This is a genomic window from Xenorhabdus sp. SGI 60, from assembly GCF_056632175.1.
Map to the genome: position 1 here is coordinate 2,259,073 of NZ_CP196860.1, position 25,589 is coordinate 2,284,661.

Sequence of the window (25,589 nt, forward strand, 5' to 3'; positions counted from 1 at the left end):
TACCATGAATATTGATACCTTACTCACTCCAATCAGTGTAGCGTTTCCGTGCGGGGAAGACCTCGAATACGATGATGAATTTCTGACATTAGAGCGAAACCTAATCGAGAAACCTGAACAGCAATTTGGTGATGTACTCATCCCTGCTGAACCACCAAACTGGATAGAGGTGGAAAAAAAAGCCACTCACCTACTGTCCCGTTCCAAAGATCTGCGTGTCATCATCGCCCTGATGCAAGCATGGTTAAATATTCGGGGAGTATGTGGGTATGCCGATGGACTGAATTTACTACGCCAAACCCTGGAACGTTATTGGGAAGATGTATGGCCAAAATTGGAATTTAATGGTGAATATGATCCCTTATTCCGCCTCAACACGCTAGCCATCATTGAAGATGGTTCACCCTGTACGATAAAAGCCCAGAACTCGATTGTGCTCAGGAGTGTTTCAACGGAATTGTCATTACAGGAAATTTGTTCACTGCTTAATGGTACGGTAACCGAAATCAAAGGTTATACTGGCGGACGCACAAGATTAATTAATGAATTACACCAACAATCTAATAGCCCTGAGATCAAGGCAGTCATTGCCATTCACGAGCAACTCACTGCCTTGATTGAAATTATTCGCCATCATTTACCCAACAATTACCTTCCCGAATTGACGCAGTTTTTAAAACAGTTGGATACCATCATTAAATTTTTTCCCATGCATAAACCAGGAACAGATATTCAGGAATATTCTGACAGCGCAAAAACATTTGCATCCGAACCTATGCAACAAAACAGTGCAGCGGAGCAAATAACTTCATCAGCAACAATCCTTGAGTCCCTTGAAAAGAGTGAATTTACTCATTGGCGAGAAATCGAAGTCAGTAACCGAGACGATGCACGCATTTTATTAGAAAAAGCCAAAACTTATTTTCTTCAACATGAGCCAAGCCATCCAGCGCCTATAATGATTGACCGTATTCTACGGCTGATTGACAGTGATTTTATTAATATTATCCACGATCTTGTTCCCGAAGGGTTAAGTCAGCTTGAGAGCGTTTTTGGTCGCTCCAATACCCCTGAAACGGATCAGTAACTTATTGTTTTAACCAATTAAATTAGTTATCCGCGAATCCCTTTATACCCATTAAACTTCAAGTTGCCATTGACAACACGATATGAAATCACACGCATCTTGAAGTTAGATTGGTATAACAATCATTTTCTAGTTGCAACCTGATGACAACAGGAGCAGCTCCCTGAACACATAGCTAAACGCTATAGCTATTAGTCGGAATACATGTACGTCACTTACCAGCGGCTTAAAGCTAAAAGGGTATTAACTTAGTTATCCAGACAATAACGGAGAATGTGTTATGAAATCCAGTGGACAAAAATTTATCGCACGGAATCGCCCTCCTCGTGTACAGATTGAATATGATATCGAGCTTTACGGTTCGGAGAAAGCGGTTCAATTACCCTTTGTTATGGGAGTTATGGCTGATTTAGCAGGAAAACCGGTAGAAGCCTTGCCAGACGTTAATGATCGTAAATTTTTGGAAATTGACATTGACAACTTTGATGAACGGATGGGTTCAATCAAACCGCGAGCAGCCTTTCAGGTTGAAAATACCCTGACTGGTGAGGGTAAGCTGAATGTCGATTTAACATTTGAAACTATGGAAGATTTTCAACCTGACGCCATCGCCAAAAAGGTCGAGCCATTGGCGCAATTGCTGGAAGCACGCACCCAACTGGCAAACCTGCTTTCCTATATGGATGGCAAAAATGGCGCAGAAAAACTGATTGCCGAGATATTGCAAAACCCCGCTCTGCTCAAATCCTTGGCTGAAGCACCAAATCTTACAGAGGGTGCTCCAGCAGAAGTTAATGAAGATAAGGAGTAATTGATGAGCCAAATTGACCAAGAAACCCAGATTCAACACGCACAGGGAGCAAAAGAATATACCCCTGATGAACTAAGTACATTGCTGAATAAGGAGTTTCGTCCGCAAAGTGATCATACCCGTAGTGCCGTTGAAAATGCGGTGAAGACACTGGCACAACAGGCGTTGGAAAACACGGTCACTATTTCTGGCGATACTTACCGTACTATCCAATCATTGATTGCTGAAATCGATACCAAGATATCACAACAAGTGAACCATATTCTGCACCACGAAGAATTCCAGGCCCTGGAAGGCGCTTGGCGTGGCTTGCATCATCTGGTAAACAACACAGAAACCGATGAAATGCTAAAAATCCGTGTGATGTGCATTTCCAAAAAGGAGTTGGGCAAAATATTAAAACGTTTCAAAGGCGTGAGTTGGGATCAAAGCCCCATTTTCAAAAAGATCTATGAAGCGGAATATGGTCAATTTGGTGGCGAGCCGTTTGGCTGTCTGGTGGGGGATTACTATTTCGACCATACCGCACCAGATGTTGAACTTTTACGCCAGATAGCACAAATCAGTGCAGCAGCACACTGTCCATTTATTTCAGGTGCATCACCAAGTGTTATGCAAATGGAATCCTGGCAGGAATTAGCTAATCCACGGGATCTCTCCAAAATTTTCCAAAACACCGAATATGCGCCCTGGCGCAGCTTACGTGAATCAGAAGACGTGCGTTACATCGGGTTGGCACTACCGCGTTTCCTCTCCCGTCTCCCCTATGGTGCCCTCACTAATCCCGTTGATAGTTTCAATTTTGAGGAGAATACAGAAGGCCCAACGCACAATAACTACACTTGGGCAAATGCCGCTTATGCTATGGCAGTTAATATTAATCGTTCTTTTAAACTGTATGGCTGGTGTACTTCTATCCGTGGTGTAGAATCCGGCGGTATTGTAGAAAACCTGCCTTGCTACACCTTCCCTTCTGATGATGGAGGGGTAGATATGAAGTGCCCAACGGAAATCGCCATTAGCGATCGCCGTGAAGCAGAATTAGCAAAAAATGGGTTCATTCCATTATTGCATCGCAAGAACACGGATGTTGCCGCCTTTATTGGTGCCCAATCCCTGCAAAAACCCGCAGAATACTATGATCCTGATGCGACTGCCAATGCCAACCTTGCAGCCCGTTTGCCCTACTTATTTGCCTGCTGTCGTTTTGCCCATTACCTGAAATGTATCGTGCGCGATAAGATCGGGACTTTTCAGGAACGTTCAGATATGGAACGTTGGCTGAATGATTGGATTATAAATTATGTTGATGGCGATCCCATTAACTCATCACAAGGGACTAAAGCGCGAAAACCGCTAGCTGCTGCAGAGGTTACGGTGGAAGAAGTGGAAGGCAACCCAGGCTACTATCAGGCTAAATTTTTCTTGCGTCCCCACTACCAACTGGAAGGTTTGACCGTTTCCCTACGCTTAGTTTCAAAACTCCCTTCACTAAAAGGAGCCTAATATTAAAAAATTAAAGAATACTTTTTTACTTATAAAACGTCTATCTGTCCAAAACCTATTTATTCATCTTTGAATTTCAATACATATATACCCTTATGTCTAGCACCAATAGGTAGTTATTGGCTGCACTTGTTAGTTTCATTCAACTCTCTATATTAAGGAGAAAATTATGTCTACTCCAGGCATTGATGCATATATTAAATTTACTGATGTTAAAGGAGAATCAGGCGATAACGAATTCAAAGAGTGGACGGCTGTCCAATCGTTTGCACTTGAAGTAATGAACAATGTTAATTCACATGCTCAGGGTTCTGGACTCGGTGCAGGTATCGTGACAGTTTCCGGTTTGTCTTTGGATATTTTGTTTGACAAGTCTGCCATAACCTTGCGCCAATACCTCGTTAAAGGGACACATATTAAAGAAGTGCAACTTAAAGTACGTAGACAAGGAGGTAAACAAGAGCCTTGGTATACATTGGTTTTGACAAACGCTTTAGTCGCGAGATCCAGCCTGGCATACGGGGATGGTGGTTTTTATTCTTCTATCCTCCTCGCCTTCCAAAAACATAAAGAAAGCTATTTCTCTCAAGAATATGGCTCAGGCGCTAAAGGTGCTGAAGTTAGCTATGAATGGGATTCTTACGCCAATAAAGGCGGTTAATCACACATATAATAGCCTTCCTGTGGATACTCACAGGAAGGCCGTCTTTTCAATTTCATTATTTCAAAACGTCATTATTTTCTCATTCATCGTTATCTATACGCATTAAACTTCAAGTTGCCATTGACAACACGACATGGAACCTGATTTCTCCCCCACTTCGCGGGGGAGAAATCACACGCACCTTGAAGTTAGATTGCTATATAACAATAGGTATCCATACTTATGAGATTCACCATTGTTAATCACTCTGGCTCCAGCCAACCCCCACAACTGAGTCATGATTTTTCTCCTCCTGGCGGCACAATCGGTCGCAGTACGGAAAATAACTGGTATTTGCCCGATGACGGACAAACAATTGCCAGACTGCAGGCCATTGTGTCTATTTCTGCTGACGGAGAATGCCAGATAAATAATCAAGGCTCTGCCTCTGAAGTTTTATTGAACATGATCCCCTTGGCGCCCAATCGCCAAGTTGAAATTCGTGATGGTGATATGCTGAATATTGGCAATTATCAGATCCAAGTTATTGATATCAAAAAGAACCCATCACAACACGGGATCAATGCCGAGCACTCGCTAACTGCCAGTGAAATTTGGGACGATCTTGAGCGTATTTTAACCTCCTCTGATACCTTATCTTCTTCTGATTCGCCCCAAGCTAAACCAGAAATAAACGACAATAATCCTCTGGTAACAAACCAATACGATAAAGAACGCAATCCAATTGATCCATTGGCAGAAATTGAGCCAACAATCGATTTTGACGCCCTACAATTGCGCACAACAGATCCGATCGCCATGTTCAATGCAGATACCACTTTTCAACAAGAAAACATATTGGATGACCATACACCTACCACGTTATTGTCACATGATGAGAATGAGCAAGATGATGATAAGCAGCAGGTTGATCCACTGGCACTGTTTTCCGACAAACACATTAAGGTTGCACAATCAACCAAAAATGATGATCTGTTGAATCAAATATTGGATGAGGCCATACCATTGAATGCGGTCGATGACGCGACTACTTCAGCATCTCAACTTTTTTCTCAGCCATCATCCGAGTTATTTGAAGAAAAAATCCTAAAGGAATCAATTAACTTAGAAGAAACAGATCAAGATGCACACCAAAATCAAGACAATAACGTCAAAAATAGCATCAAATTGGAAGGAAAATTACTGGCGGCGTTATTAGAGGGTATGGGACTGAAAGAGATCAACAACCTGCAATTTGATGAACAAAAGATGTATCAATTAGGACGATTCGTCAGTCAGTTAACTCAGGGTATCGTTACTCTCAACACTTTACGTACCCAACTGAAACACGAAACAAAAGCAGCCATGTCTCTGTCTCAACCTCAATCTAACGCCAATAACCCATTTAAACTTCTGCCTACTGGTCAGTCTATTTTGGTGCTGATGCTTTGTCATCATGTACCAGGGTTTATGCCACTTGAAATGGCAACCCGTGACATTTTGATTGAGTTGCAAGCACACCAAATGGGAATGATTGCGGGAATGCGTGCTATTACGACAGATATATTGCATCTATTCCATCCCGCGACCCTTGAACGCAAAGTACGCGAAAACAATGAATTATCGCGTTTTCCTTTGTCATTGTCTAACAACAAAGCCGCAATGTGGGAGTACCTCATCAAACATTACCAAAAAACAGAGAAAGCGTTTAAACAAGATCCTTTCCTGTTTGATGAAAAATTCCTGCAAGCCTATGAAGCAGAAGTTAACCGATATAAAAACTCCCAATGTAATGGCGAATAGGTGAATCATGAACGAGAATATAACTTTATTACATGGTGGTTATCATAGCCGGAATAACGCTACGCGCATCACTGCCAGAGATAGGATGTTACCTTCTTTATTCGACAGACTCACCGATCATGAACCTGATAAAAAACAAGAAACAATCAACAATTACATGTTGTCGCACACAGCCCTAAGGCAGAATGTCCTAAGAGATTTGCAATGGCTGCTCAATAACATCAACAACGAATTTTTGGAAGATCTCACCCCATTTCCAGAAATTCGTCATTCTGTGTATAACTTTGGTTTACCTTCCTTAGCGGGTGAATGCATATCTGAAATAGAATGGGGAAATATCCAGAACAGAATCATTACAGCAATTCATATATTCGAACCACGTATCATTCCCGATGGGCTTGAAGTCAACTGTGTATCCGATCCCCATACATTACCCCTATACAACACCTTATCCATAGAGATAAAGGGCTTGTTGTGGTGCGTTCCTTGGCCACTAGAGTTCCTGTTCCGCAGTGATATCGATCTTGAAAACGGTTACTTCACTATAAAAGAGACTGCATAATCGCCATAGGTGGACGGTGCTGAAAAAATGCCAATCGGCCTGTGTAGCGATTCCTTTAACTTTTAACCACAAGGGTGAATGCAGAAAGATTGCCGAGGCAAGAATAACGATGTCAAAGTGATTTTTGTCTTGCAAACGGGATGCGTTCATATAGGGAGTATGGATAATAAATTACTTGAATATTATAACCGTGAATTAATGTATTTACGGGAAATGGGTAAAGAATTTGCCAAACTCTATCCTAAAGTTGCCAATCGTTTAGGAATGCATGGCATTGACGTTGTTGATCCCTATGTTGAACGCTTGATGGAAGGTTTTGCTTTTCTGACTTCCCGCATCCAATTGAAAATGGATGCGGAATTCCCTCACTTTTCCGAGCAATTACTGGAGGTCCTGTACCCTAACTATTTATCTCCTACACCTTCAATGGCAATCATCGAACTCAAGCCAGATACCAGTAAGGGGGATATCAGCCATGGATTTTTAGTGCCGCGTGGCACAATCATGCACTGCCAAACATTGAAAAAGGATGGGATCAATTTCTACTACAGCACCACACAAGATGTCACCTTACAGCCGCTGCATCTAAAAAACGTTGAACTTGGCAGGATCCCCGCTAACCTCCCGCTCGTGGCACTGAACCTTCATCAATATGGCGCCGTCAGTGCACTACGCATTCATCTTGGCTGTCAAGGAAAATTCTTCCTCAATGAACTGAATCTCAAGAAGCTGGTATTCTTTCTTTCCGGGCCAGATATTCAATCCCAACGGTTGTTGGAACTGATTATGGAACATTCTGTTGGCATAGTATGTCAGACGCTGGGTGATACTCCCCAATATCAGGTCTTGCCCGATATCTTCCCGCATCATGAAGGATTTGATGATGATCAGTCATTACTCCCCAATGATTCGCGTAATTTCAGTGGTTATCGTCAACTTCAGGAATATTTTGCTTTTCCGGCACGCTTTCAATTCTTCAGTATCAGCAGTATGGAATCTTTACTACAACAAACTCAGGAAAAGAATGAATTTGAGTTGATACTGCTTTTGGATCAAACCGACTCCGAACTGGAACGTCTGGTAGATGCCTCTTATCTGGCCTTGAACAGTACACCAGTCATTAATTTATTCCCTAAAATCACGGAACGGATCTCAGTGGAAGAAAGTGCCAATGAATACCACTTAGTGGTCGATAACATTCGTCCTCTGGATTACGAAATTTTTTCAGTACAACGTCTGCACGGTGCAAACATCAAACGTAAAGAAACACAAATATTCAGGCCATTTTGGTCTACTTTCAGTGACGACCAGGATAATTACGGCTCTTACTTTTCTGTGCGCCGTGAACCCCGTATCTTATCTGAACATACCCGTCACTACGGAACCCGAACCAGTTATGTTGGAACAGAATCCTTTGTCTCTATTGTTGATGAACAAAACTCCCCGTGGCTCAATGAGTTAAAATTCCTGACCGCTGATGTCATGTGCACTAATCGTGACTTATCAGTGATGTTGCGCCAACAGGATCTCAACAGTTTTGTCATGTTAGATTCGATTCCAATTAACCAAATTGTATTTCTAAAAAGGCCCACCATTCCACGCCCTGCCTTAGCACAAGGTTCAACCTCTTGGAAACTAATTAGCCAGCTTCAACTTAATTATCTAAACCTCATGGATAAAGATGACGAGCAAGGTACCCAGGCATTACGACAATTGTTGAGCTTATACGCCAACCTTGCAGAGCCAGCCGTCATGCGCCAGATTAATGGTATCCGCCACAGTTCATTAAAAACGATTTATCGGCGGGTTCCTGAACCTGGCCCGATCGTCTTTGCTCGTGGTGTTAGTATTAGGATTGAAGTGGATGAACAAGAATTTGCCGGAACCAGTCCCTGGTTGTTGGGCAGCGTATTGGAAAAGCTCTTTTCACGACTGGTCACCATGAACTCCTTTACTGAAATGACATTATATAGCCAACAACGCGGCAACATCGGATTTTGGCCTGCCCGTATGGGCAACAAGAATTTGCTATAACAGACAAGAAATGAATATGATGCAAAAAAATTCCATTTCTATTCATCACCTATGTCGTTTACCGGATAACTTTTGGCAGCAACTCAGCCAAACTCCCTGGCAATTCGACTTATTTCAAACCCTGCGCCGGATCGATGCCCAATCTGGAGCAGATTATATGCTCGGTTCTGCCCCATTGCCGAAATATGAGCTACTGCGGTTGGGACAAAAAGCGTCCATGATTTTCGCCCCTTCTACTATTGCTGAAGTCAGGCAACGAGAAAACTCGACACTGTATGACATACTCATTTACAGTTTTGGTTTGTTCGGTCCCAATGGCCCATTACCACTGCATATGACCGAATATGCCTATACACGACAATATAATTATCAAGATCCAACCCTGAATGCTTTCGCTAACCTATTCCATCATAGATTAATCCTGTTGTTCTATCGAGCCTGGGCCAATACTCAACCAACCGTATCACTCGATCGTCAGGATAATCAACGCTTTTGCCATTATTTCTCCTGTTTGGTGGGTATGGGTTTGCCTGCTCAACAACAACCAGACACCATCAATGATCACGCGCGTTATTTTTTATCTGGCCATTTATCCCGTCAAGGGCATAACTCAGAAGGGTTAGAAAAAATACTGTCCTGTTATTTCCATGTCCCACTCAAAATTGTGCAAAATATTCCCCAATGGCTGGAAGTCGAAGTACAGGATCAGGCCCAATTAAAAACAGGACGTAACATGCCACGTTTGGGTAAATCGGCTTTTTTAGGCATTGCACACTACGATATTCAACATAAATTTCGCATTAAATTAGGTCCGCTAAAACTGGCTGAATACCAGATGTTCTTGCCGGAAGGAGCCAAATCAAGGCAGTTGCGTGACTGGGTTTATCAATATTTGGGGATTGAATACGCATGGGATATCCAGTTAATTCTCCACCAGTCAGATGTAAAAGGGATTTGTCTGTCTGAACCGATAAAATTAGGACTCAGCAGTTGGCTTGGAAAAATTGAGCGGGATAAAAATAAACAACCAACCCATCGCGGGGATTTAATTTACAAGCCGGAATGATCCCCCGCTCTTGCCTGCAAAACTCAATCACTGTCAACAATACTACGGGTTATACACTATGTCAGAAATCAGTCGTTCTGTACTCTTCGGCAAACTTAACCGCACCCTGTTCACTTCCTTAGAAAGTGCCACCACTTTTTGTAAACTACGCGGCAACCCTTATGTTGAATTAGTTCACTGGCTGCATCAACTCATGCAGCAACAAAACAGCGACTTACAGCAAATTATCCGCCACTTTTCACTGGACGAATCTGCGTTGGCTAAAGACATTGTTACAGCACTTGATCGCTTGCCACGGGGAGCCAGTGCCATCTCTGATCTTGCCGAACATATTGATAATGCCGTAGAACGCGCTTGGGTATATGGATCGCTGAAATTTGGTGTCAATGAAATTCGCAGTGCCCACTTGCTGATAGGCATACTGAAAACCTTTAACTTACGCAATGCGCTGAAATCCATTTCCCCCCAGTTTGACCATGTGAATGCAGATACTCTACTCGACAATTTCAACAGCATCTGCAACGATAGCGATGAATCCCAATCAAATGCACCACAGAGTGCGGCAAGCCCTTCCCCACAATCATCCTCTCTACAACCGTCTTCTCTGCAACAATATGGACAAGAACTGACTGCGCGCGCGCGCAATGGTGAAATTGATCCAGTATCAGGGCGTGATGAAGAAATTCGTCAGATTATTGATATTCTGATGCGTCGTCGCCAAAATAATCCACTACTGACTGGCGAAGCCGGTGTCGGTAAAACCGCCGTCATTGAAGGGCTGGCATTGAAGATTGTGGCGAAAGAAGTGCCCCCACCTTTGCTGGATGTCCAGCTTTGGTTATTGGATATCGGTATGCTACAAGCCGGTGCAGGAGCCAAAGGCGAATTTGAGTCACGTCTACGCCAAGTGATCGATGAAGTACAATCTAGCCCTACCCCAATCATTCTGTTTATTGACGAAATTCATACCTTGATTGGGGCAGGTGGACAACAGGGAACCGGTGATGCTGCCAACCTGTTAAAACCGGCATTGGCACGCGGGCAATTACGTACTCTTGGCGCCACAACCTGGTCGGAGTACAAAAAATATATCGAAAAAGATCCCGCACTTACCCGCCGTTTTCAAGTCGTTCAAATTCATGAACCCAATGAAAATAAAGCGCTGATCATGCTACGCAGTCTGGCCAAGGCACTGGAGCAACATCACCATGTGCTTTTGCTGGATGAAGCCATTGAAGCCGCTGTACGCCTTTCACATCGCTATATTCCCGCCCGTCAATTACCGGACAAAGCTGTGGCCCTATTGGATACCGCCTGTGCCAGGGTTGCAATCAGCCAATATGCAGAACCACCCCAACTGGAAAATTGCCGTCATCACATAGATGCATTGAAAATTGAGCTGGAGATTGCCGAACGGGAATTTAAAGTAGGCATCGGTGATAAACAACGTCCGGCCACTATTCTGAACGAACTATCTACGCTGGAAGCTCAAAAAAAACAATTACAAGAACGTTGGGAACAAGAACTGTCCTTGATCGATAAAATTATTTCTCTGCGAACGCAATTACACACCGACCAGGATGACAACTTTGCAGCAAAACATGCCGAATTGTCAGAGTTACAGCAACAATTGAAAACCTTACAAGGTGAAGAACCTCTTATCTTTGCTGCTGTAGACAGCAATATTATTTCTTCCGTTGTTTCAGACTGGACAGGCATTCCACTCAATCGTATGGTAAAAGACGAAATCGATGCCGTATTACAATTGGCTGATATCCTTAGTCAACGTGTTATCGGTCAGTATCATGGATTAGAGTTAATTGCAAAACGCATACGCACTTCACGCGCTAAACTAGATGATCCCAATAAACCTGTTGGTGTTTTCATGTTGTGTGGCCCATCTGGTGTGGGTAAAACGGAAACAGCTCTCGCCCTTGCCGAAACATTATATGGCGGAGAACAAAATCTTATTACTATCAATATGAGCGAATTTCAGGAGGCACATACGGTATCAACGTTAAAAGGAGCGCCTCCTGGCTATGTTGGTTATGGTGAAGGTGGCGTACTGACGGAAGCTGTCCGACGCCGCCCTTATAGTGTAGTCTTGTTGGATGAAGTAGAGAAAGCCCACCCCGATGTACATGAAATTTTCTTCCAGGTCTTCGACAAGGGCTGGATGGAAGATGGCGAAGGGCGCCACATCGACTTTCGAAATACGATTATTATCCTGACATCTAATATCGGTGCTGATTTGATCAGTTCATTGTACAGCCAACAAGATACCTTACCGGAACCAGAAGAACTCACTGCTGCATTGCGTAAGCCGTTATTGAATGTGTTTCCTGCCGCCCTGTTAGGACGATTACTGGTCATTCCTTACTCCCCATTAGGTCATGAAGTGATGATAAATATTGTGCACTTACAATTGGAGAGGATTAAAAAACGTCTGTTGGAAAACCACGGAATTACAGCAACATTCGATGATGTCATGGTCGAGCATATCGTCAGTCGATGTACAGAAATTGAATCAGGTGGACGCATGGTTGATGCTATTCTGACAAATACCCTGCTACCGCAAATCAGCCAGCAACTGCTTTCCGCTAGTGCACATGATGAACAATATCATCAGCTTCAGGTTTCTCTTGAGCAAGGTGAGTTTCAGTGTAAATTCATGGAATAAGCAGATAACAAGAGATTGCCCATTTGCAAAATTTTCACAGGATACATATCGGTGGTAGCATTGGCTTTACTCCCCCTCTTCCAATCGGATACTGCCTCAATGAATTTGAAATCGAAGAAGTCATTGGCAAAAGCCGCAGCAGTATTGTGTATCGTGTTTGGGATCACCATCTCAAGCAATCTATTGCTATCAAAGAATATACGCCCCACTCTTTTGCTATACGCCGTCAAGATATGAAACTCAACTTACGAGGAAAAAAATTAGAGGAACAATTTTATGCTGGGTTGCAAAACTTTATCCGTGAAGCCCACTTGATGTCCTGTTTCAAACACCCCTGTCTCCCCCGTTTTCTGCGTTTTTGGCAACAAAACTGCACAGCATATATAGCAGCTTCCTTCTATAAGGGGATGACATTAAATAAATTGAGGATAAAACATCCACATTTCATCAATGAAAATTGGCTTCGTCAGATACTGTTTCCCTTGTTAAATGTCCTTGATACGCTCCATCAAAGAAATTATTTACATTGTGATATTTCCTTGGACAATATTTTGATCCAAGAGAATCAATCACCCATATTGCTGGATTTAGGATCTACCCGCCAAACAACAACACGCTTGTCTGATGATACAGAAATAACCATCCGCTCCGGCTTTACTCCCGTTGAGCAATACACTGCCAATGAAGAAAACCAACATGGACCCTGGACAGATCTCTATGCGTTGGGAGCAGTACTCTATACTTTGATTGTGGGTAAATCCCCTCCTGTCAGCATCGTGCGCAATCTTGAAGATAATTATCAGCCGCTGGTCAAACTGCGTCCTGCGGGATATTCCTTACCGTTTCTGCATGCCATTGACTCTGCCCTGGCAATAAAGCCCTCAAGACGGCCACTGTCTATATCCGAATTCATTGCTATTTTTTCAACAAATTTATCGCCATGCATCATCAATCAGTGATGTCAACACATGATCCTGCCAAACTCCGTCAATCATTAAATAGTTCCTGGCATAACCTTCTCGTTCAAAACCTAACCTCTTAAGTAAATTTCCACTGCGATGATTATGTGGCATGTAATTAGCCATAATCCGGTGCATTTTTTGGTGGTGTTGCATATAACGGATCGTCGGTTGCAAAGCTTCATACATTAACCCTTGACCTTGCCATTTTTCGCCTAAAGAATAACCAAGATAACAGGAATAGAATGCCCCCCGTACAACATTAGTGAAATTAGCAATCCCCATTACTTCATTTTCATTAAGATCTAATAACAAGAAATTAAATGCCGATCCCTGCCGCTGTAATTCCGCAATATAATTCAGCCTATTTGTCCATCCAGAAGGTTGATAAAAACTACTATCTCTTGTTGGTTCCCATGTCTTAAGAAAATCTTTATTTTCTGCATAATATTCAGCCAATCTATAGGTATCCCGTTCATACACCACACGAACAACCATTCTATGCGTAATAAAGCGAATCTTGGGAGATGCAGAACGATAACCAAACATGTTTTCTCCTGATATTTACCTTGGAAAATTTATTAAGTAATTTAGCGCTTACGGTATTTTTAATCACCATCCGACGATAAAAAAATATCATATATATTCCTCTACCTTAATACATAAATTAAGTCCAAAATAACAAAGTATTCACATTTATCTTTTCATATTCCAATGGTGCAAAATGTCATTAGTTTCACAAGCACGTAGCTTGGGTAAATATTTTCTTTTATTTGATAATCTGTTAGTTGTTTTAGGATTTTTTGTTGTTTTTCCCCTAATTTCTATTCGCTTCGTCGAACAACTTGGCTGGGCTGCCGTTATTGTCGGTTTTGCACTCGGTTTGCGTCAACTGGTACAACAAGGGCTGGGTATCTTTGGGGGGGCTATAGCGGATAGGTTCGGTGCCAAGCCAATGATTGTTATAGGTATGTTACTGAGGGCTGTGGGTTTTGCCTTGATGGCCCTGGCATTTGAGCCTTGGATATTACTCCTTTCCTGCATTTTATCTGGTTTGGGCGGAACATTGTTCGATCCGCCAAGGGCTGCATTGGTCATAAAATTAACCCGCCCTCATGAACGTAACCGTTTCTATTCGCTTTTATTGATGCAAGATAGCGCGGGTGCCGTCATTGGTGCGCTGATAGGAAGCTGGTTGCTGCAATATAATTTCAATATTGTCTGCTGGATTGGCGCAACAATTTTTGTACTGGCCGCTCTATTTAACGCTTTGTTTCTGCCGGCATACCGTATCTCAACAATTCGCACACCAATCAAGGAAGGTATGGGGCGTGTGATTAAAGATCGGCGTTTTTTTTACTACGTACTGACATTAGCCGGTTATTTTGTCCTATCAGTGCAAGTTATGTTGATGTTTCCTATCATAATCCATGAAATTTCCGGTACAGCTACCGCCGTTAAGTGGATGTATGCCATTGAAGCCGTGATTTCCCTGACACTGCTCTACCCCATCGCCCGCTGGAGTGAGAAATATTTTCGCCAAGAACAACGCTTGATGGCAGGTCTGTTTTTAATGAGTCTTTGCATGTTCCCAATAGGTTGGGTCAATCAACTGCACCTCATATTTGGCCTGATTTGTCTGTTCTATCTGGGCATGGTGACAGCTGAGCCGGCACGTGAAACGCTGAGTGCTTCACTGGCTGATCCACGGGCACGCGGTAGTTATATGGGATTCAGCCGACTGGGGCTGGCATTAGGAGGCGCTTTAGGCTATACCGGCGGCGGGTGGCTCTATGATGCAGGCCATGCCTTGAATATACCACAATTACCGTGGCTCCTGCTGGGATTGGTGGGCTTAGTTACCATTTATGCCCTGCACCATCAATTCAACCAGAAGAAAATTGAACCTGTCATTATCAGCAAGCATTAATCATATGATGAGCTAATTAAGTCATAATTAGTGTAAGATCTGCTCATTGAAAACGAAAGGAGACAACAATGAGAAGGTTTTTCTTAGGGGCGGTATTGGTATTGGCAGGATTAATCAGCGGCTGTGATCAATTCAAGGAAGTCAGTATTAACGAAGGTTTGCTGAATGATTATTTATTAAAAAGAGTTCATTATCAAAAGCAAATTAGCCTGCCCGCAGCTACCAAAGCCAATATCACACTGGGAGATTTGACCAGTCAAATCGGCCGCCAAGATCCAGAAAAAATTGAATTATCAACTCTGGCAAAAGTTCAATTAGTGACCTTGCTGGGAACGGTTCATGCTGATATGAAACTGACTATCAGGGCTAAACCGCTATTCGATGCGAAAAAAGGCGCTATTTTCATTAAGGGATTGGAAATCGTAGACTACCAAACCACACCAGAGAAAGTCGCCACGCCAATTAAAACGTTACTCCCTTATTTGAATGTGTCTTTAAATGAGTTTTTTGATGCTCATCCGGTTTATGTCTTAAATCCAGAAAAAAGCAAGTCTGAAGCCGCTGCTTTAAAATTAGCCAAAGGCTTGAAAATTCAACCCGGTAAATTGGTTATTGATTTGGGTGATAAATAATTTTCATTATCGATAAAATAGTAAAGGCGGGTCATTTAACAACCCGCCTTTACTTATTGTCGCTATTTACCGATTGACTTATCTGTATCTACTTCCAGATCTTCACGTAACGCTTGCAACGCCTCTCGGGTCATCATCGCCAACGTTCGATAAAAACCGCTGGTCGCATGGGCTTCAACTTTACCAAGAAATTGCCCACACCAAGGCAACAAATATTCATCAAACAACTTAATCTGGGCCAGGATTTCATCCTCTGCGGCCTGATCTTCCAACCATGATGCAGCTAACAATAAAGAGCCAAATTGATCGGCAGGAGTATCAGACAAAGGCATGCCTCGTTCCACCAAAAACTGGCGTACTTCACTTTCATCCTGATCAGTATAATCAGAGCGGCAGACTGCAACGCCCGCTGACGCTCCGGTAAACAAGGCATGATAATCGGCTTCAACCACCGATAACTCACTGTTTTTCTGTAACCTATCCAATAACTCATCCTGATCCAAAGGCCACAATGGTTTCAATTTTCCCTCAGCAATCATGGTGATTATAGGTTGCAAAACAGGATCTTGTGGTGCCCGGTTAAACAATGTTCCCAATATGCGGCAGACAATAGAAAATTCGTTCATAGTTTAATTTACCTCCCAATAACTTACCTAAATAATAGATATCTGTTATTGTCCCTAATCGTCTGCCTTTCTGTAAAGCAACTTGTCAATAACCAAGGCTCATATCAACGAGGCCAATGGGTAATTCACCTTTTTCCATTCGTCTGATATTGTCACAAATCATATCCATAGCTTCATCAGGAATAGTCTTAGCCGCGATATGTGGAGTGATATTAATGCGTGGGTGAGTCCAGAAAGGGTGAAAATTTGATAGTGGCTCTTCAACAAATACATCAAGGGTCGCACCAGCCACATAACCTTTATCAATGGCTGTCAGCAGATCTTGCTCTACCAATTGGGCGCCTCGTGCAATATTGATCACATAGGAGCCAGATTTTAACTGCCTGAATAATGAAAGATTTAAGAGACCACGAGTTTCTGGCGTATCCGGCAGGATATTAATCAATACCTTACATTCAGAAAGAAAGTCATCTAGCTGTGCTTTCCCATAGAAATTCTCGACATGATCTATTTGTTTTGGCGTTCGGCTCCAACTACGAACGTTGAAACCAAATTCTTTCAATTTTTCAATAACGCTACGCCCCAAAATGCCTGCCCCCAAGACGCCAATAACAAACTCTTTTCGATTATGGGCAGGCATGGGGTTCCAGAGACGCTGTGCTTGATATTGTTTATATTCATCCATGCGGCGGAAATAATATAAAACGGAGGAAACCGCATATTCCTGCATTTGCTGTGCCATACCTGTATCTTCGAGACGTATTAACGGGATCCCTTTAGGTAATGTTCCCGGATTTTCTAACTCTTGTTGAAGGATGGTATCCACTCCAGCCCCAAGCGAAAATATCCCTTTGATATCCTGGCGGTTAGATAACATTTCATGGGGAGGCAACCAAACTAAAGCATAATCAGCAGGAGCATTATCACCCCTCACCCATTGCCGGATGTTAGCCTCAGGTAACCTAGCTTGTATGCCCTGAAACCATTTATCGCAATTAAAATGAGGAGCAGAAGAGTGAAAGAAAATGATGTTCATAAAATCTCATTCCTTTTTGTTTTTCTAGTAGGGTTAACTTATTGCTGAAAGGTTGCAAGCCTCCAATTAGGAAGAGAGGAATGAAAATATTGATAATGTTATCTGGTTAACAAATTTGCCATGACGCGTTGCAACAAAAAAAGCATTTTTACTCCCGTAATTGGCTACCAGCCACACAAATTGTTTTTTATTTGTCTAATCGGTCAAAAAGCCTGAAAAAAATCGTCATAAGCCTGTTGACGCCTGCCCTGCTTTTCCCTATAGTAGCGCCCCGTTGCAACGATGAACTCAAGAGAAATCACTGCAATATAAATATGGTGAGGTGTCCGAGAGGCTGAAGGAGCACGCCTGGAAAGTGTGTATACGTGAAAACGTATCGAGGGTTCGAATCCCTCCCTCACCGCCATTTTCTATGAAAGAGCCTGAACAGAATACGCAGGCTTTTTTTAATGCCTGACAAAATAACCATAAACAGTTAGGTTCATTAGTAATGCGGTTACAATAGTGCATTCTTATTAAATGCAACAAAACAAAATTCGGTGAGGTGTCCGAGCGGCTGAAGGAGCACGCCTGGAAAGTGTGTATACGTGAGAACGTATCGAGGGTTCGAATCCCTCCCTCACCGCCATTTTCTATGAAAGAGCCTGAATATCAGTTTAGGCTCTTTTGCATACCAAATACCCAATAAAATCGCCTATACCACCAGCATAATCACCAGCAATAAGATCGCAACAATCACATCTGCACCACGTCCATTAGGCGCTTGATTTATTTTTATCTATCTTCTTTTTATTATAGGTGTTACTATCGGACAGCCATTTTTATTAAAAAAATATAAAATAATTTCAACTTATTCCTTTTTATTATTTTTATAGTGAATAAATAAATTAAGCGTTCCTCCCCAAAAGACACCATCCGATAGACCACAGATAAAACCAAACAGTAAATTAAAATTGAAGGAATATAACAAATTAGAGTTAATACTCATCATGGAAGAAATAATAAATTTCACTATAAAAACAGTAAGAATCAGACTCAAAGTCAAAGGAGTTCCTGAACGAATGATTGAGCCATCTTCATTACCCTTTCTTAATCTTGGTTGACTACGCCATAAGCCCCATCCGATACCCCCTCCCACAACAATACCGACAATAAGCGCCAGGAATGCCGAATTTGGAAATGTCGTTTCATTTAATACACTGTAAACAGCCCATATTAAAAACAAAACCGGCATAAAAAAAAGTCGATCAATACGCATTTCTCTGTCATATAACGCATTGATACCCCGTTTAATCAGAAAAACAAATAAAATCCAAACCCAGATAGGAGTACCTTTAATAATGGCCAAAATTGACATATTACTCACCCTTCTTACATTGAGCATTAAGCCCTTTACATTTTAAATAAAATAGTCCACTCTTCATATTTATTCATCATTAAACTGTTAATTCTTAATATGATATGGACAAAATCGTTATGTCAGTATCAGTTACTGATAACATGCAAGGTTAAAAGTAACAAATGGAAACAATACCAAAGATAAACCAATTGCACTTTGATTTACATTATCAGTAACCTTATGACAAATAAAAACTTACTCAATAATAACCTCTTACTTTTAACCACAACATAGGGGATAAGCAGTGACATTTTTAGGAATAATCAATAGTAAAGATATAAGACATGAAAGCGCCCACCCCCTTTTCTCCCTTGCTTTCATTTTCATGAAATCCATGAATCAGAATCTATAAAGATCGCCGTTCTCGGTAACCCAACCTTTCAACTTGAATACACCTACCGCGCGTGCCAACGGTATCAAAGCAACAAATTGTTGATCTGTCATGAACAACGCCGGGCATTCGTGATACTGCCCGGGCGCTACATATCAGCATTAATGCCGTTGTCTGCACTTTAAAAAAACTCCAGCCGCGATGCGTAACGATACTCCCGCTGGATAAGGTCGAAGTTCAGCTCATCTGTGAAGTTTGTCGAAGATTTTCACCCAACCTATCTTCATTTCCCTTAATCCAAAGGACAAACCCGAATCATATGACCATCGGGATCTTTCGCGAGAAAAGTGCGGCCAAAAACGTCAGTGTAGGGTTCCTGCTGAATGTCAATATTTGGATTTCGTTGCCATTTTTCAAAGAGTTGATCAACCTCTTCGCAAGTAGGTAACATAATACCAATTTCTGAAAACCGCGGCACTGTGTTGTCTGGCTTCGCCCCACCACTCCAAATAGCAAAGATAGCTTCTTTACCTACAGTAAATGCGACATAACGCGGGCTGGAAAAAACCGGTTCAGCATTAAAAATAGTTGAATAAAAGGCCGTAGAACGTTCGATATCAGAGACATAAATCAGTTGAAGATTGGGTTTAACAACAGAAATGAGTTTTTCTGTCTCGTTTTTTTCAACCACAGCTTTAAGCCTTGAGAGTGTTTCTACCAAGTCTTGCGTCACTTGCTTAAAAAAACGGACTGCCTGGGAATCAGGCAGGTGCTTTTCAGGCTCAAAAGAAACACGCACCTGAATGCCATTTGCCATGTTACTTTCGTCGGTCAAAATTTGGTGACAGAAAGTTAACTCTCCCATCTGTGGCAGATTGACTTGGTCAGTGAATTCTTTATTGATTTCAATATTTGCAAGATAGAAACGAATTTCCGGCATACCACTCAATACCATTTTGCCGTATTGCCCTGTTTTCACTTCACTTTCAAATTCAAAATATTCAAGATCCACTTCCCATTTTTTTCGTAAATCAGAATCGACATAATGGGACCAAATATGAGATGGCTTTGCATTTACCGATGTAGAAAAAGTTAGGGTTAACATAAAAAAACTCCAACAATCAGATAGCGGGTTCAGTACATTAAGAACCTTCAAGGTAACAACCCCGTGTGACAGTTTTTGTCAGTAGTTAACGCGATATTTTTTCCATTTCCCGCCATTCTTTAAGTAAAGACTGCCTTGAACGGGGATAACACTGTTGTTCTATCTTCAAATGGCTCATTCTATCCGATCTGAAATGGCGAAATGATTTTCTTAATTCACACCAACCAATAACAATACTGATATTCTCAAAATATCCCAATGCAAATGGCCATATTGTTCTTGTCGATTGATTGTTTTTCAGATCTAAATAAATGAAAGTGATTTTATGCCGCTGACTGATCGCTTGCCGTATTTGCGGAATATCAACGGAGGGTTCAATTTTCGCAGCCGCAGGCCCAATTAATAATGCGTTCGTCTCAAGATATTGTCTGAGTTCTGTTGGGATAACTGAGGCAATTTTATTGATTGCACTATTGGCAGAGGCTTTTAATTGTGAATCAGCGCGTCTAGCCACCCAACTAGCCCCTAATGCCAAAGCTTCTATCTCATTTTGCGTTAACATCAATGGGGGTAAAACAAACCCCGGCCGTAAAACATAACCAATACCCGTTTCTCCCTCAATATTTGCCCCTTGAGCCTGCAAAGTCAAAATATCCCGATAGAGAGTTCTTAAACTAATATTCAACTTTTGCGCCAATACCTTGCCCTGTACGGGAAAGTGATAACTACGCAATATTTCCATCAGAGTTAACAAACGTTGTGCTCTAGACAATTTATCGTATCCTTTAACATTAACCGCTAATTCACCAACTTCACGTACAAAAATCGTAATCAAAATCATCATCATCTTCCTCACGATAGATTTCAATTACCTTTATTTGATTGCTATTTTGCATTTTTTACTTTATTTATAATGATGATAGTTTGACCTATAAGGAAATTTAGGACAAGATGACCATCTATACTCTCAAACCTCACTTTCAGAATCTCTTACGTCCTATCGTAATCTCTTTGCACAAACATGGGCTGAGAAAGCCATTATTATTTTTCACCGTGGTCATGAACACTCGGGACGAATCCAACATGTCGTTAATGAGCTGGATCTGCCGGATGTAGCAATGTTCGCGTGGGATGCCCGTGGACACGGAAAAAGAAAAAATATCAATTAACTGATAACTATGAAATATTTACTGTATCAATCGCCAAGAAAGTCCATATTGAGAATTAATTTATCATCGTTAACGCCCCCTCAGAGGCGTAGAAATTAACCGATTAGTTTGACACCGAAATATTGTATTGGATCTTTAGAAAGTCGTTTTCATTAAATTCAATGTTTGCTTTTTCACCCTTATCATTTAATATCTTTTCCACAATAAGACTGGTTAATGGCCTAATAATATTAAAATGATCACCATTTTTAATGCGATAAATATATAAAGGAATACCTTTTTTTGAAGCAATCTCTTTGACTTCATCAAACTCATCCCAATAAGCATATTCTCCTTCAAAATAGAAAGTGGGAGATTTTATAGATTTTAAAAAAGTTCGGGGAGAACGAAGTTCAAATTCTTTAGGATCATTCTGATCAAAAGGCACTGTAACAGGAATAGGGGCATAATTAATACGTAAACGTAAATCAGGAATACCCCCTAATGAAAAAACTGCTCTAAATCCTTTGGAATATTCGCTAGCTAACAGTGATCGAGTCCCACCAGTACTGTGTCCAGCCAAATAAATTCGATTTGGATCAACATAGGGTAACTTGGCAAGATATTGTCTCGCTGAGTCAATGTCACGCAATTCGCCATAAAACATTTCATAACGCCCTGGGTTGGCATTTTCTCCCCTAAAACTAGGGATCATTAATACCAATCCATCGCGTCTAAATGATGAAGCTGATTGATCATTATCAGCAGAGTGCTCAGACCAGAAAAAGTCATCATTACCAATGCCACCATATCCTCCTGTTAACCAAATTATCGCCGGATATTTTTTAGTCTTATCGGCTGGTGGGGGGCTAAGAAAGGCAGCCATGTTTCCATCTTCAGCAGAATAATATATTAACGAAAAAATATCTTTTGGTGGCATAGCCGGTTGTCCATCACCAACAAAACTGTCATCAACAATCTGAGTTTTGAATTTACTATGCGCTTCAACATAATCATCTTCACGTAATTTAAAACTGTAATTGTCTTCATCACACGCCAAGAGCAAAAAACTAAAAATAAGATGGGTAAATTTTAACCATCGGTATGGTCTCTTCATAAAGATTATGCCTAATAATTTTTTGTTAAACGTTATATTTTCTTCTCCTTATTTTTATCACTTAGTTTTAGACTTGAAAAGCTCAAATATAAGTGTAATCCAACAATTATCTGACTTTTTAATAGCTTCAATAAAATTCCCTATCGATAAAACTCGTACTAAAATGATTGAGAAAGAACATTTTCCAAAAATGGACAAGTAAAATTAGTTAACTTTTTGACATATAACACTTTTCTGAGCTGATAAAAGCGATATGCTGGCATGACTTTTTTCAGCTCATCACTTGCTATCTTATTTTTTGGTTCTCAATTAAATGAATACTCGTAAAATTAAGGGAATACGTCCATTTAGTGCGCTTATTGACGCTTGTTGGAAAGAAACTTACTCTTTTCACCGTTTTATTAAAGACCTGATTGCCGGGATCACCGTGGGAATCATTGCTATCCCCCTGGCAATGGCGCTGGCAATCGGCAGTGGTGTTGCACCACAATACGGCCTGTATACTGCGGCCATTGCCGGCATGATTATTGCTGTGACCGGAGGATCGCGCTATAGCGTTTCCGGTCCTACAGCAGCTTTTGTGGTTATACTCTATCCTGTATCACAGCAATTTGGTCTTAGTGGTTTGCTTATTGCCACGCTCATGTCAGGTATTATTCTGCTTATCATGGGATTAGCGCGATTAGGCCGACTGATTGAGTACATTCCACTGTCTGTTACGCTTGGATTCACTTCTGGTATTGCTATTACTATCGCTACCATGCAAGTGCAGAATTTCTTCGGCCTGAAATTAGACCATGTACCGGAAAATTATATTAATAAGGTGATTGCCCTTTCCCAAGCGTTTTCTTCATTACAACTCAGCGATACCCTCATTGGTTTAACAACCCTGCTGGTATTGATTTTTTGGCCAAAGCTTGGGTTAAAGTTACCGGGTCACCTTCCGGCTTTGATGGCAGGTACGGGTATCATGGGGATCATGCATCTGTTAGGCCACGATGTGGCAACGATTGGTTCATCATTTAGCTATACGCTGGAAGGGGGTACACAAGGACAAGGTATTCCCCCTATTCTTCCTCAATTTGTCCTGCCGTGGCAATTACCTGATACTCACGCTTTTGATATTAGCTGGAATACAGTATCAGCATTACTGCCCGCTGCATTTTCTATGGCAATGTTAGGAGCAATTGAATCCCTGCTGTGCGCCGTTATTTTGGATGGTATGACTGGAAAAAAACATCATTCCAACAGTGAATTAATCGGTCAGGGAATGGGGAATATTGTCGCCCCCTTCTTTGGCGGGATCACCGCAACTGCGGCTATTGCGCGTTCAGCCGCCAATGTGCGGGCAGGGGCAACCTCACCAATTGCCGCTATTGTTCACTCCCTGCTGGTATTATTGGCGCTGCTGGTTCTTGCCCCAATGCTTTCTTATTTACCGCTTGCCGCCATGTCAGCCATTTTGTTGATTGTGGCGTGGAACATGAGCGAAGCCCATAAGGTGGTAGATCTCATCCGCCGTGCTCCCAAAGACGATATCATCGTGATGTTGCTGTGTATGTCATTAACTGTTCTGTTTGATATGGTAGTGGCAATCACAATAGGCATTGTGCTGGCTTCACTGCTGTTTATGCGCAAAATTGCCAATATGACCCGAATCAGCATTTCTCCTGTAACAAATCAGGATACAGGTTTGTTGGTTGTGCGAATTAATGGTCCTCTGTTTTTCGCAGCCGCCGAGCGTATTTTTGCTGAACTGAAAGAACAAGGAACCGATTATCACACCATTATTATGCAGTGGGATGCTGTTCCGGTTCTGGATGCGGGTGGGCTACATGCTTTTCAGGGATTCGTTCGGGAGATGGGAAAAGAGAGAAACATCTCGTTGTGTGTGATATCTCCTTCCAGCCCTTGAAAACGCTGGCAAGAGCTAAAGTCGAGCCGATTAAAGGGCAATTGAGTTTTTATGCCACTTTATCCAAAGCGCTGCAAGAAATAGATTAGCCTGAATCTCCAGATAAGAATATTAGATGTTTTAGGGGTCTAATATTCTTCTTGAATCAGTCTCAAAATAAACTCATGTTTGTTACAGATTCCATTGCAGCTGGCTGCTGAAAGAGACGATTTATTAAAAATAATACGTAAAAAATCAGCGGTTACAGAGTAAAGTATCTGTAACCGCATTCTCAAAAAATTCGAAAGCTCAAATGATTATTCGCTGGTATCCAGCTCTGGGAAATTTTTCACCACATCATCAATGGCTTTTATCTGCATCAGGAATGGCTCCAGTTTTGCCAGCGGCAGTGCTGACGGACCATCACATTTTGCATTTTCTGGATCAGGATGGGCTTCAAGGAACAAACCGGCAATTCCGACCGCCATACCCGCACGAGCCAATTCTGACACTTGCGCACGACGACCGCCGGAAGCTGAACCAAATGGATCACGGCATTGCAATGAGTGAGTGACATCAAAAATCACTGGTGAGCCATTGGTTGCCTGCTTCATGACACCAAAGCCCAACATATCGACGACCAGATTGTCGTAACCAAAATTACTGCCACGGTCACACAGTATTACCTGATCGTTGCCACCTTCTTTAAATTTGTCAACGATATTCCCCATCTGGCCCGGGCTAACAAACTGAGGTTTTTTGACATTGATCACTGCACCAGTTTTTGCCATCGCTTCAACCAGATCAGTCTGGCGGGCAAGGAAAGCGGGAAGCTGGATGACATCAACCACATCTGCAACAGGCTGGGCTTGCGCGGGTTCATGTATATCAGTGATGATTTTCACGCCAAAAGTTTGTTTCAGCTCCTGAAAAATTCTCATGCCCTCTTCCAAACCAGGTCCGCGATAGGAATGAATAGAAGAACGGTTAGCCTTATCAAAAGACGCCTTAAAAACATAAGGAATGCCCAGTTTTTGCGTTACAGTCACATAATGTTCACAAATGCGCATGGCCAAATCCCGTGACTCAAGGACATTCATACCACCAAACAGTACAAAAGGCAGATCATTTGCGACCTTGATGTCACCAATATTAACCACTTTCTGTTGCATGTTTATACCTTCTCTTGTTAAGGGCAAATAAATTTGCTGTATCCATAA

General features: G+C 41.9%; 20 protein-coding genes, 2 tRNA genes and 3 pseudogenes. 17 read left to right on the forward strand and 8 right to left on the reverse strand.

Annotation, left to right across the window (positions count from 1 at the left end):
- Positions 1–4: 4 nt before the first annotated feature.
- The 10 genes from tssA to ACSJJG_RS10570 all read left to right on the forward strand — a co-directional run bounded on the left by tssA (position 5) and on the right by ACSJJG_RS10570 (position 13,151).
- Positions 5–1,087, forward strand: a complete 1,083-nt coding sequence (gene tssA / locus ACSJJG_RS10525) for a type VI secretion system protein TssA (protein WP_189759823.1) — start codon at positions 5–7, stop codon at positions 1,085–1,087.
- 280 nt (positions 1,088–1,367) lie between these two features.
- On the forward strand, positions 1,368–1,898 hold the full coding sequence (gene tssB, locus ACSJJG_RS10530) for a type VI secretion system contractile sheath small subunit (protein WP_189759824.1): 531 nt from the start codon (positions 1,368–1,370) through the stop codon (positions 1,896–1,898).
- A gap of 3 nt (positions 1,899–1,901) precedes the next feature.
- The gene (gene tssC, locus ACSJJG_RS10535) at positions 1,902–3,404 is read left to right on the forward strand and encodes a type VI secretion system contractile sheath large subunit (RefSeq protein WP_189759825.1); all 1,503 of its coding nucleotides are present in this window, start codon (positions 1,902–1,904) and stop codon (positions 3,402–3,404) included.
- A 169-nt stretch (positions 3,405–3,573) separates the two neighbouring features.
- Positions 3,574–4,065, forward strand: a complete 492-nt coding sequence (locus ACSJJG_RS10540; protein WP_189759826.1) for an Hcp family type VI secretion system effector — start codon at positions 3,574–3,576, stop codon at positions 4,063–4,065.
- Positions 4,066–4,290: 225 nt separating this feature from the next.
- Positions 4,291–5,850 (forward strand): type VI secretion system-associated FHA domain protein TagH, encoded by a 1,560-nt coding sequence (tagH, locus tag ACSJJG_RS10545; RefSeq protein WP_189759827.1) that lies wholly within the window; start codon positions 4,291–4,293, stop codon positions 5,848–5,850.
- Between the two features lie 7 nt (positions 5,851–5,857).
- Entirely contained in the window at positions 5,858–6,412 is a 555-nt protein-coding gene (locus tag ACSJJG_RS10550) for a type VI secretion system baseplate subunit TssE (protein WP_189759828.1), read from the forward strand.
- Between the two features lie 159 nt (positions 6,413–6,571).
- Complete coding sequence (gene tssF, locus ACSJJG_RS10555; protein ID WP_189759829.1) at positions 6,572–8,446, forward strand: type VI secretion system baseplate subunit TssF; 1,875 nt, start codon at positions 6,572–6,574, stop codon at positions 8,444–8,446.
- A 10-nt stretch (positions 8,447–8,456) separates the two neighbouring features.
- Positions 8,457–9,512 carry a type VI secretion system baseplate subunit TssG gene (gene tssG, locus ACSJJG_RS10560; RefSeq protein WP_399478133.1) on the forward strand — a complete coding sequence of 352 codons (1,056 nt, stop codon included), beginning with the start codon at positions 8,457–8,459 and terminating at the stop codon, positions 9,510–9,512.
- A 58-nt stretch (positions 9,513–9,570) separates the two neighbouring features.
- Positions 9,571–12,192, forward strand: coding sequence for a type VI secretion system ATPase TssH (gene tssH / locus ACSJJG_RS10565; RefSeq protein ID WP_189759831.1), 2,622 nt, complete (start codon positions 9,571–9,573; stop codon positions 12,190–12,192).
- A 23-nt stretch (positions 12,193–12,215) separates the two neighbouring features.
- Positions 12,216–13,151, forward strand: coding sequence for a serine/threonine protein kinase (locus tag ACSJJG_RS10570; protein ID WP_481089329.1), 936 nt, complete (start codon positions 12,216–12,218; stop codon positions 13,149–13,151).
- On the opposite strand, the gene rimJ is transcribed toward ACSJJG_RS10570, so the two are convergent.
- Positions 13,125–13,700 carry a ribosomal protein S5-alanine N-acetyltransferase gene (gene rimJ / locus ACSJJG_RS10575; RefSeq protein WP_481089330.1) on the reverse strand — a complete coding sequence of 192 codons (576 nt, stop codon included), beginning with the start codon at positions 13,698–13,700 and terminating at the stop codon, positions 13,125–13,127. The genes ACSJJG_RS10570 and rimJ overlap by 27 nt on opposite strands.
- Positions 13,701–13,875: 175 nt before the next feature.
- Between rimJ and mdtH the strand changes: the two genes are divergently transcribed.
- A complete protein-coding gene (gene mdtH / locus ACSJJG_RS10580) occupies positions 13,876–15,081 on the forward strand; it encodes a multidrug efflux MFS transporter MdtH (RefSeq protein ID WP_481089331.1) in 1,206 nt (401 codons plus the stop codon).
- A 68-nt stretch (positions 15,082–15,149) separates the two neighbouring features.
- A complete protein-coding gene (locus tag ACSJJG_RS10585; protein ID WP_481089332.1) occupies positions 15,150–15,713 on the forward strand; it encodes a lipoprotein in 564 nt (187 codons plus the stop codon).
- Positions 15,714–15,775: 62 nt separating this feature from the next.
- On the opposite strand, the gene ACSJJG_RS10590 is transcribed toward ACSJJG_RS10585, so the two are convergent.
- Both ACSJJG_RS10590 and ACSJJG_RS10595 read right to left on the reverse strand, forming a co-directional pair.
- A complete protein-coding gene (locus ACSJJG_RS10590) occupies positions 15,776–16,339 on the reverse strand; it encodes a TorD/DmsD family molecular chaperone (RefSeq protein ID WP_481089333.1) in 564 nt (187 codons plus the stop codon).
- An 85-nt stretch (positions 16,340–16,424) separates the two neighbouring features.
- On the reverse strand, positions 16,425–17,375 hold the full coding sequence (locus ACSJJG_RS10595; RefSeq protein WP_481089334.1) for a 2-hydroxyacid dehydrogenase: 951 nt from the start codon (positions 17,373–17,375) through the stop codon (positions 16,425–16,427).
- Positions 17,376–17,691: 316 nt separating this feature from the next.
- On the opposite strand from ACSJJG_RS10595, the gene ACSJJG_RS10600 reads away from it, so the two are divergent.
- Together ACSJJG_RS10600 and ACSJJG_RS10605 are read left to right on the forward strand one after the other, a co-directional pair.
- Positions 17,692–17,781 (forward strand) — tRNA-Ser (locus tag ACSJJG_RS10600).
- Positions 17,782–17,913: 132 nt separating this feature from the next.
- Positions 17,914–18,003 (forward strand) — tRNA-Ser (locus tag ACSJJG_RS10605).
- 222 nt (positions 18,004–18,225) lie between these two features.
- Here the strand turns inward: ACSJJG_RS10605 and ACSJJG_RS10610 are convergent.
- On the reverse strand, positions 18,226–18,732 hold the full coding sequence (locus tag ACSJJG_RS10610; RefSeq protein WP_481089335.1) for a DUF6622 family protein: 507 nt from the start codon (positions 18,730–18,732) through the stop codon (positions 18,226–18,228).
- 417 nt (positions 18,733–19,149) lie between these two features.
- On the opposite strand from ACSJJG_RS10610, the pseudogene ACSJJG_RS10615 reads away from it, so the two are divergent.
- Positions 19,150–19,376: pseudogene (locus ACSJJG_RS10615) on the forward strand (IS1-like element transposase); the annotation flags it as partial.
- Positions 19,377–19,397: 21 nt separating this feature from the next.
- Here the strand turns inward: ACSJJG_RS10615 and ACSJJG_RS10620 are convergent.
- Together ACSJJG_RS10620 and ACSJJG_RS10625 are read right to left on the reverse strand one after the other, a co-directional pair.
- A complete protein-coding gene (locus ACSJJG_RS10620; RefSeq protein ID WP_481089336.1) occupies positions 19,398–20,210 on the reverse strand; it encodes a VOC family protein in 813 nt (270 codons plus the stop codon).
- 85 nt (positions 20,211–20,295) lie between these two features.
- A complete protein-coding gene (locus ACSJJG_RS10625) occupies positions 20,296–20,982 on the reverse strand; it encodes a helix-turn-helix transcriptional regulator (RefSeq protein ID WP_481090422.1) in 687 nt (228 codons plus the stop codon).
- Between the two features lie 244 nt (positions 20,983–21,226).
- On the opposite strand from ACSJJG_RS10625, the pseudogene ACSJJG_RS10630 reads away from it, so the two are divergent.
- Positions 21,227–21,361 (forward strand): annotated as a pseudogene (locus tag ACSJJG_RS10630) (serine aminopeptidase domain-containing protein); the annotation flags it as partial.
- A 121-nt stretch (positions 21,362–21,482) separates the two neighbouring features.
- Here ACSJJG_RS10630 and ACSJJG_RS10635 read toward each other — a convergent pair.
- Positions 21,483–22,475 (reverse strand): alpha/beta hydrolase family protein, encoded by a 993-nt coding sequence (locus tag ACSJJG_RS10635; RefSeq protein WP_481089337.1) that lies wholly within the window; start codon positions 22,473–22,475, stop codon positions 21,483–21,485.
- Between the two features lie 313 nt (positions 22,476–22,788).
- On the opposite strand from ACSJJG_RS10635, the pseudogene dauA reads away from it, so the two are divergent.
- Positions 22,789–24,479 (forward strand): annotated as a pseudogene (dauA, locus tag ACSJJG_RS10640) (C4-dicarboxylic acid transporter DauA).
- 207 nt (positions 24,480–24,686) lie between these two features.
- Here the strand turns inward: dauA and kdsA are convergent.
- Entirely contained in the window at positions 24,687–25,541 is an 855-nt protein-coding gene (gene kdsA, locus ACSJJG_RS10645; RefSeq protein WP_481089338.1) for a 3-deoxy-8-phosphooctulonate synthase, read from the reverse strand.
- Between the last annotated feature and the right edge of the window lie 48 nt (positions 25,542–25,589).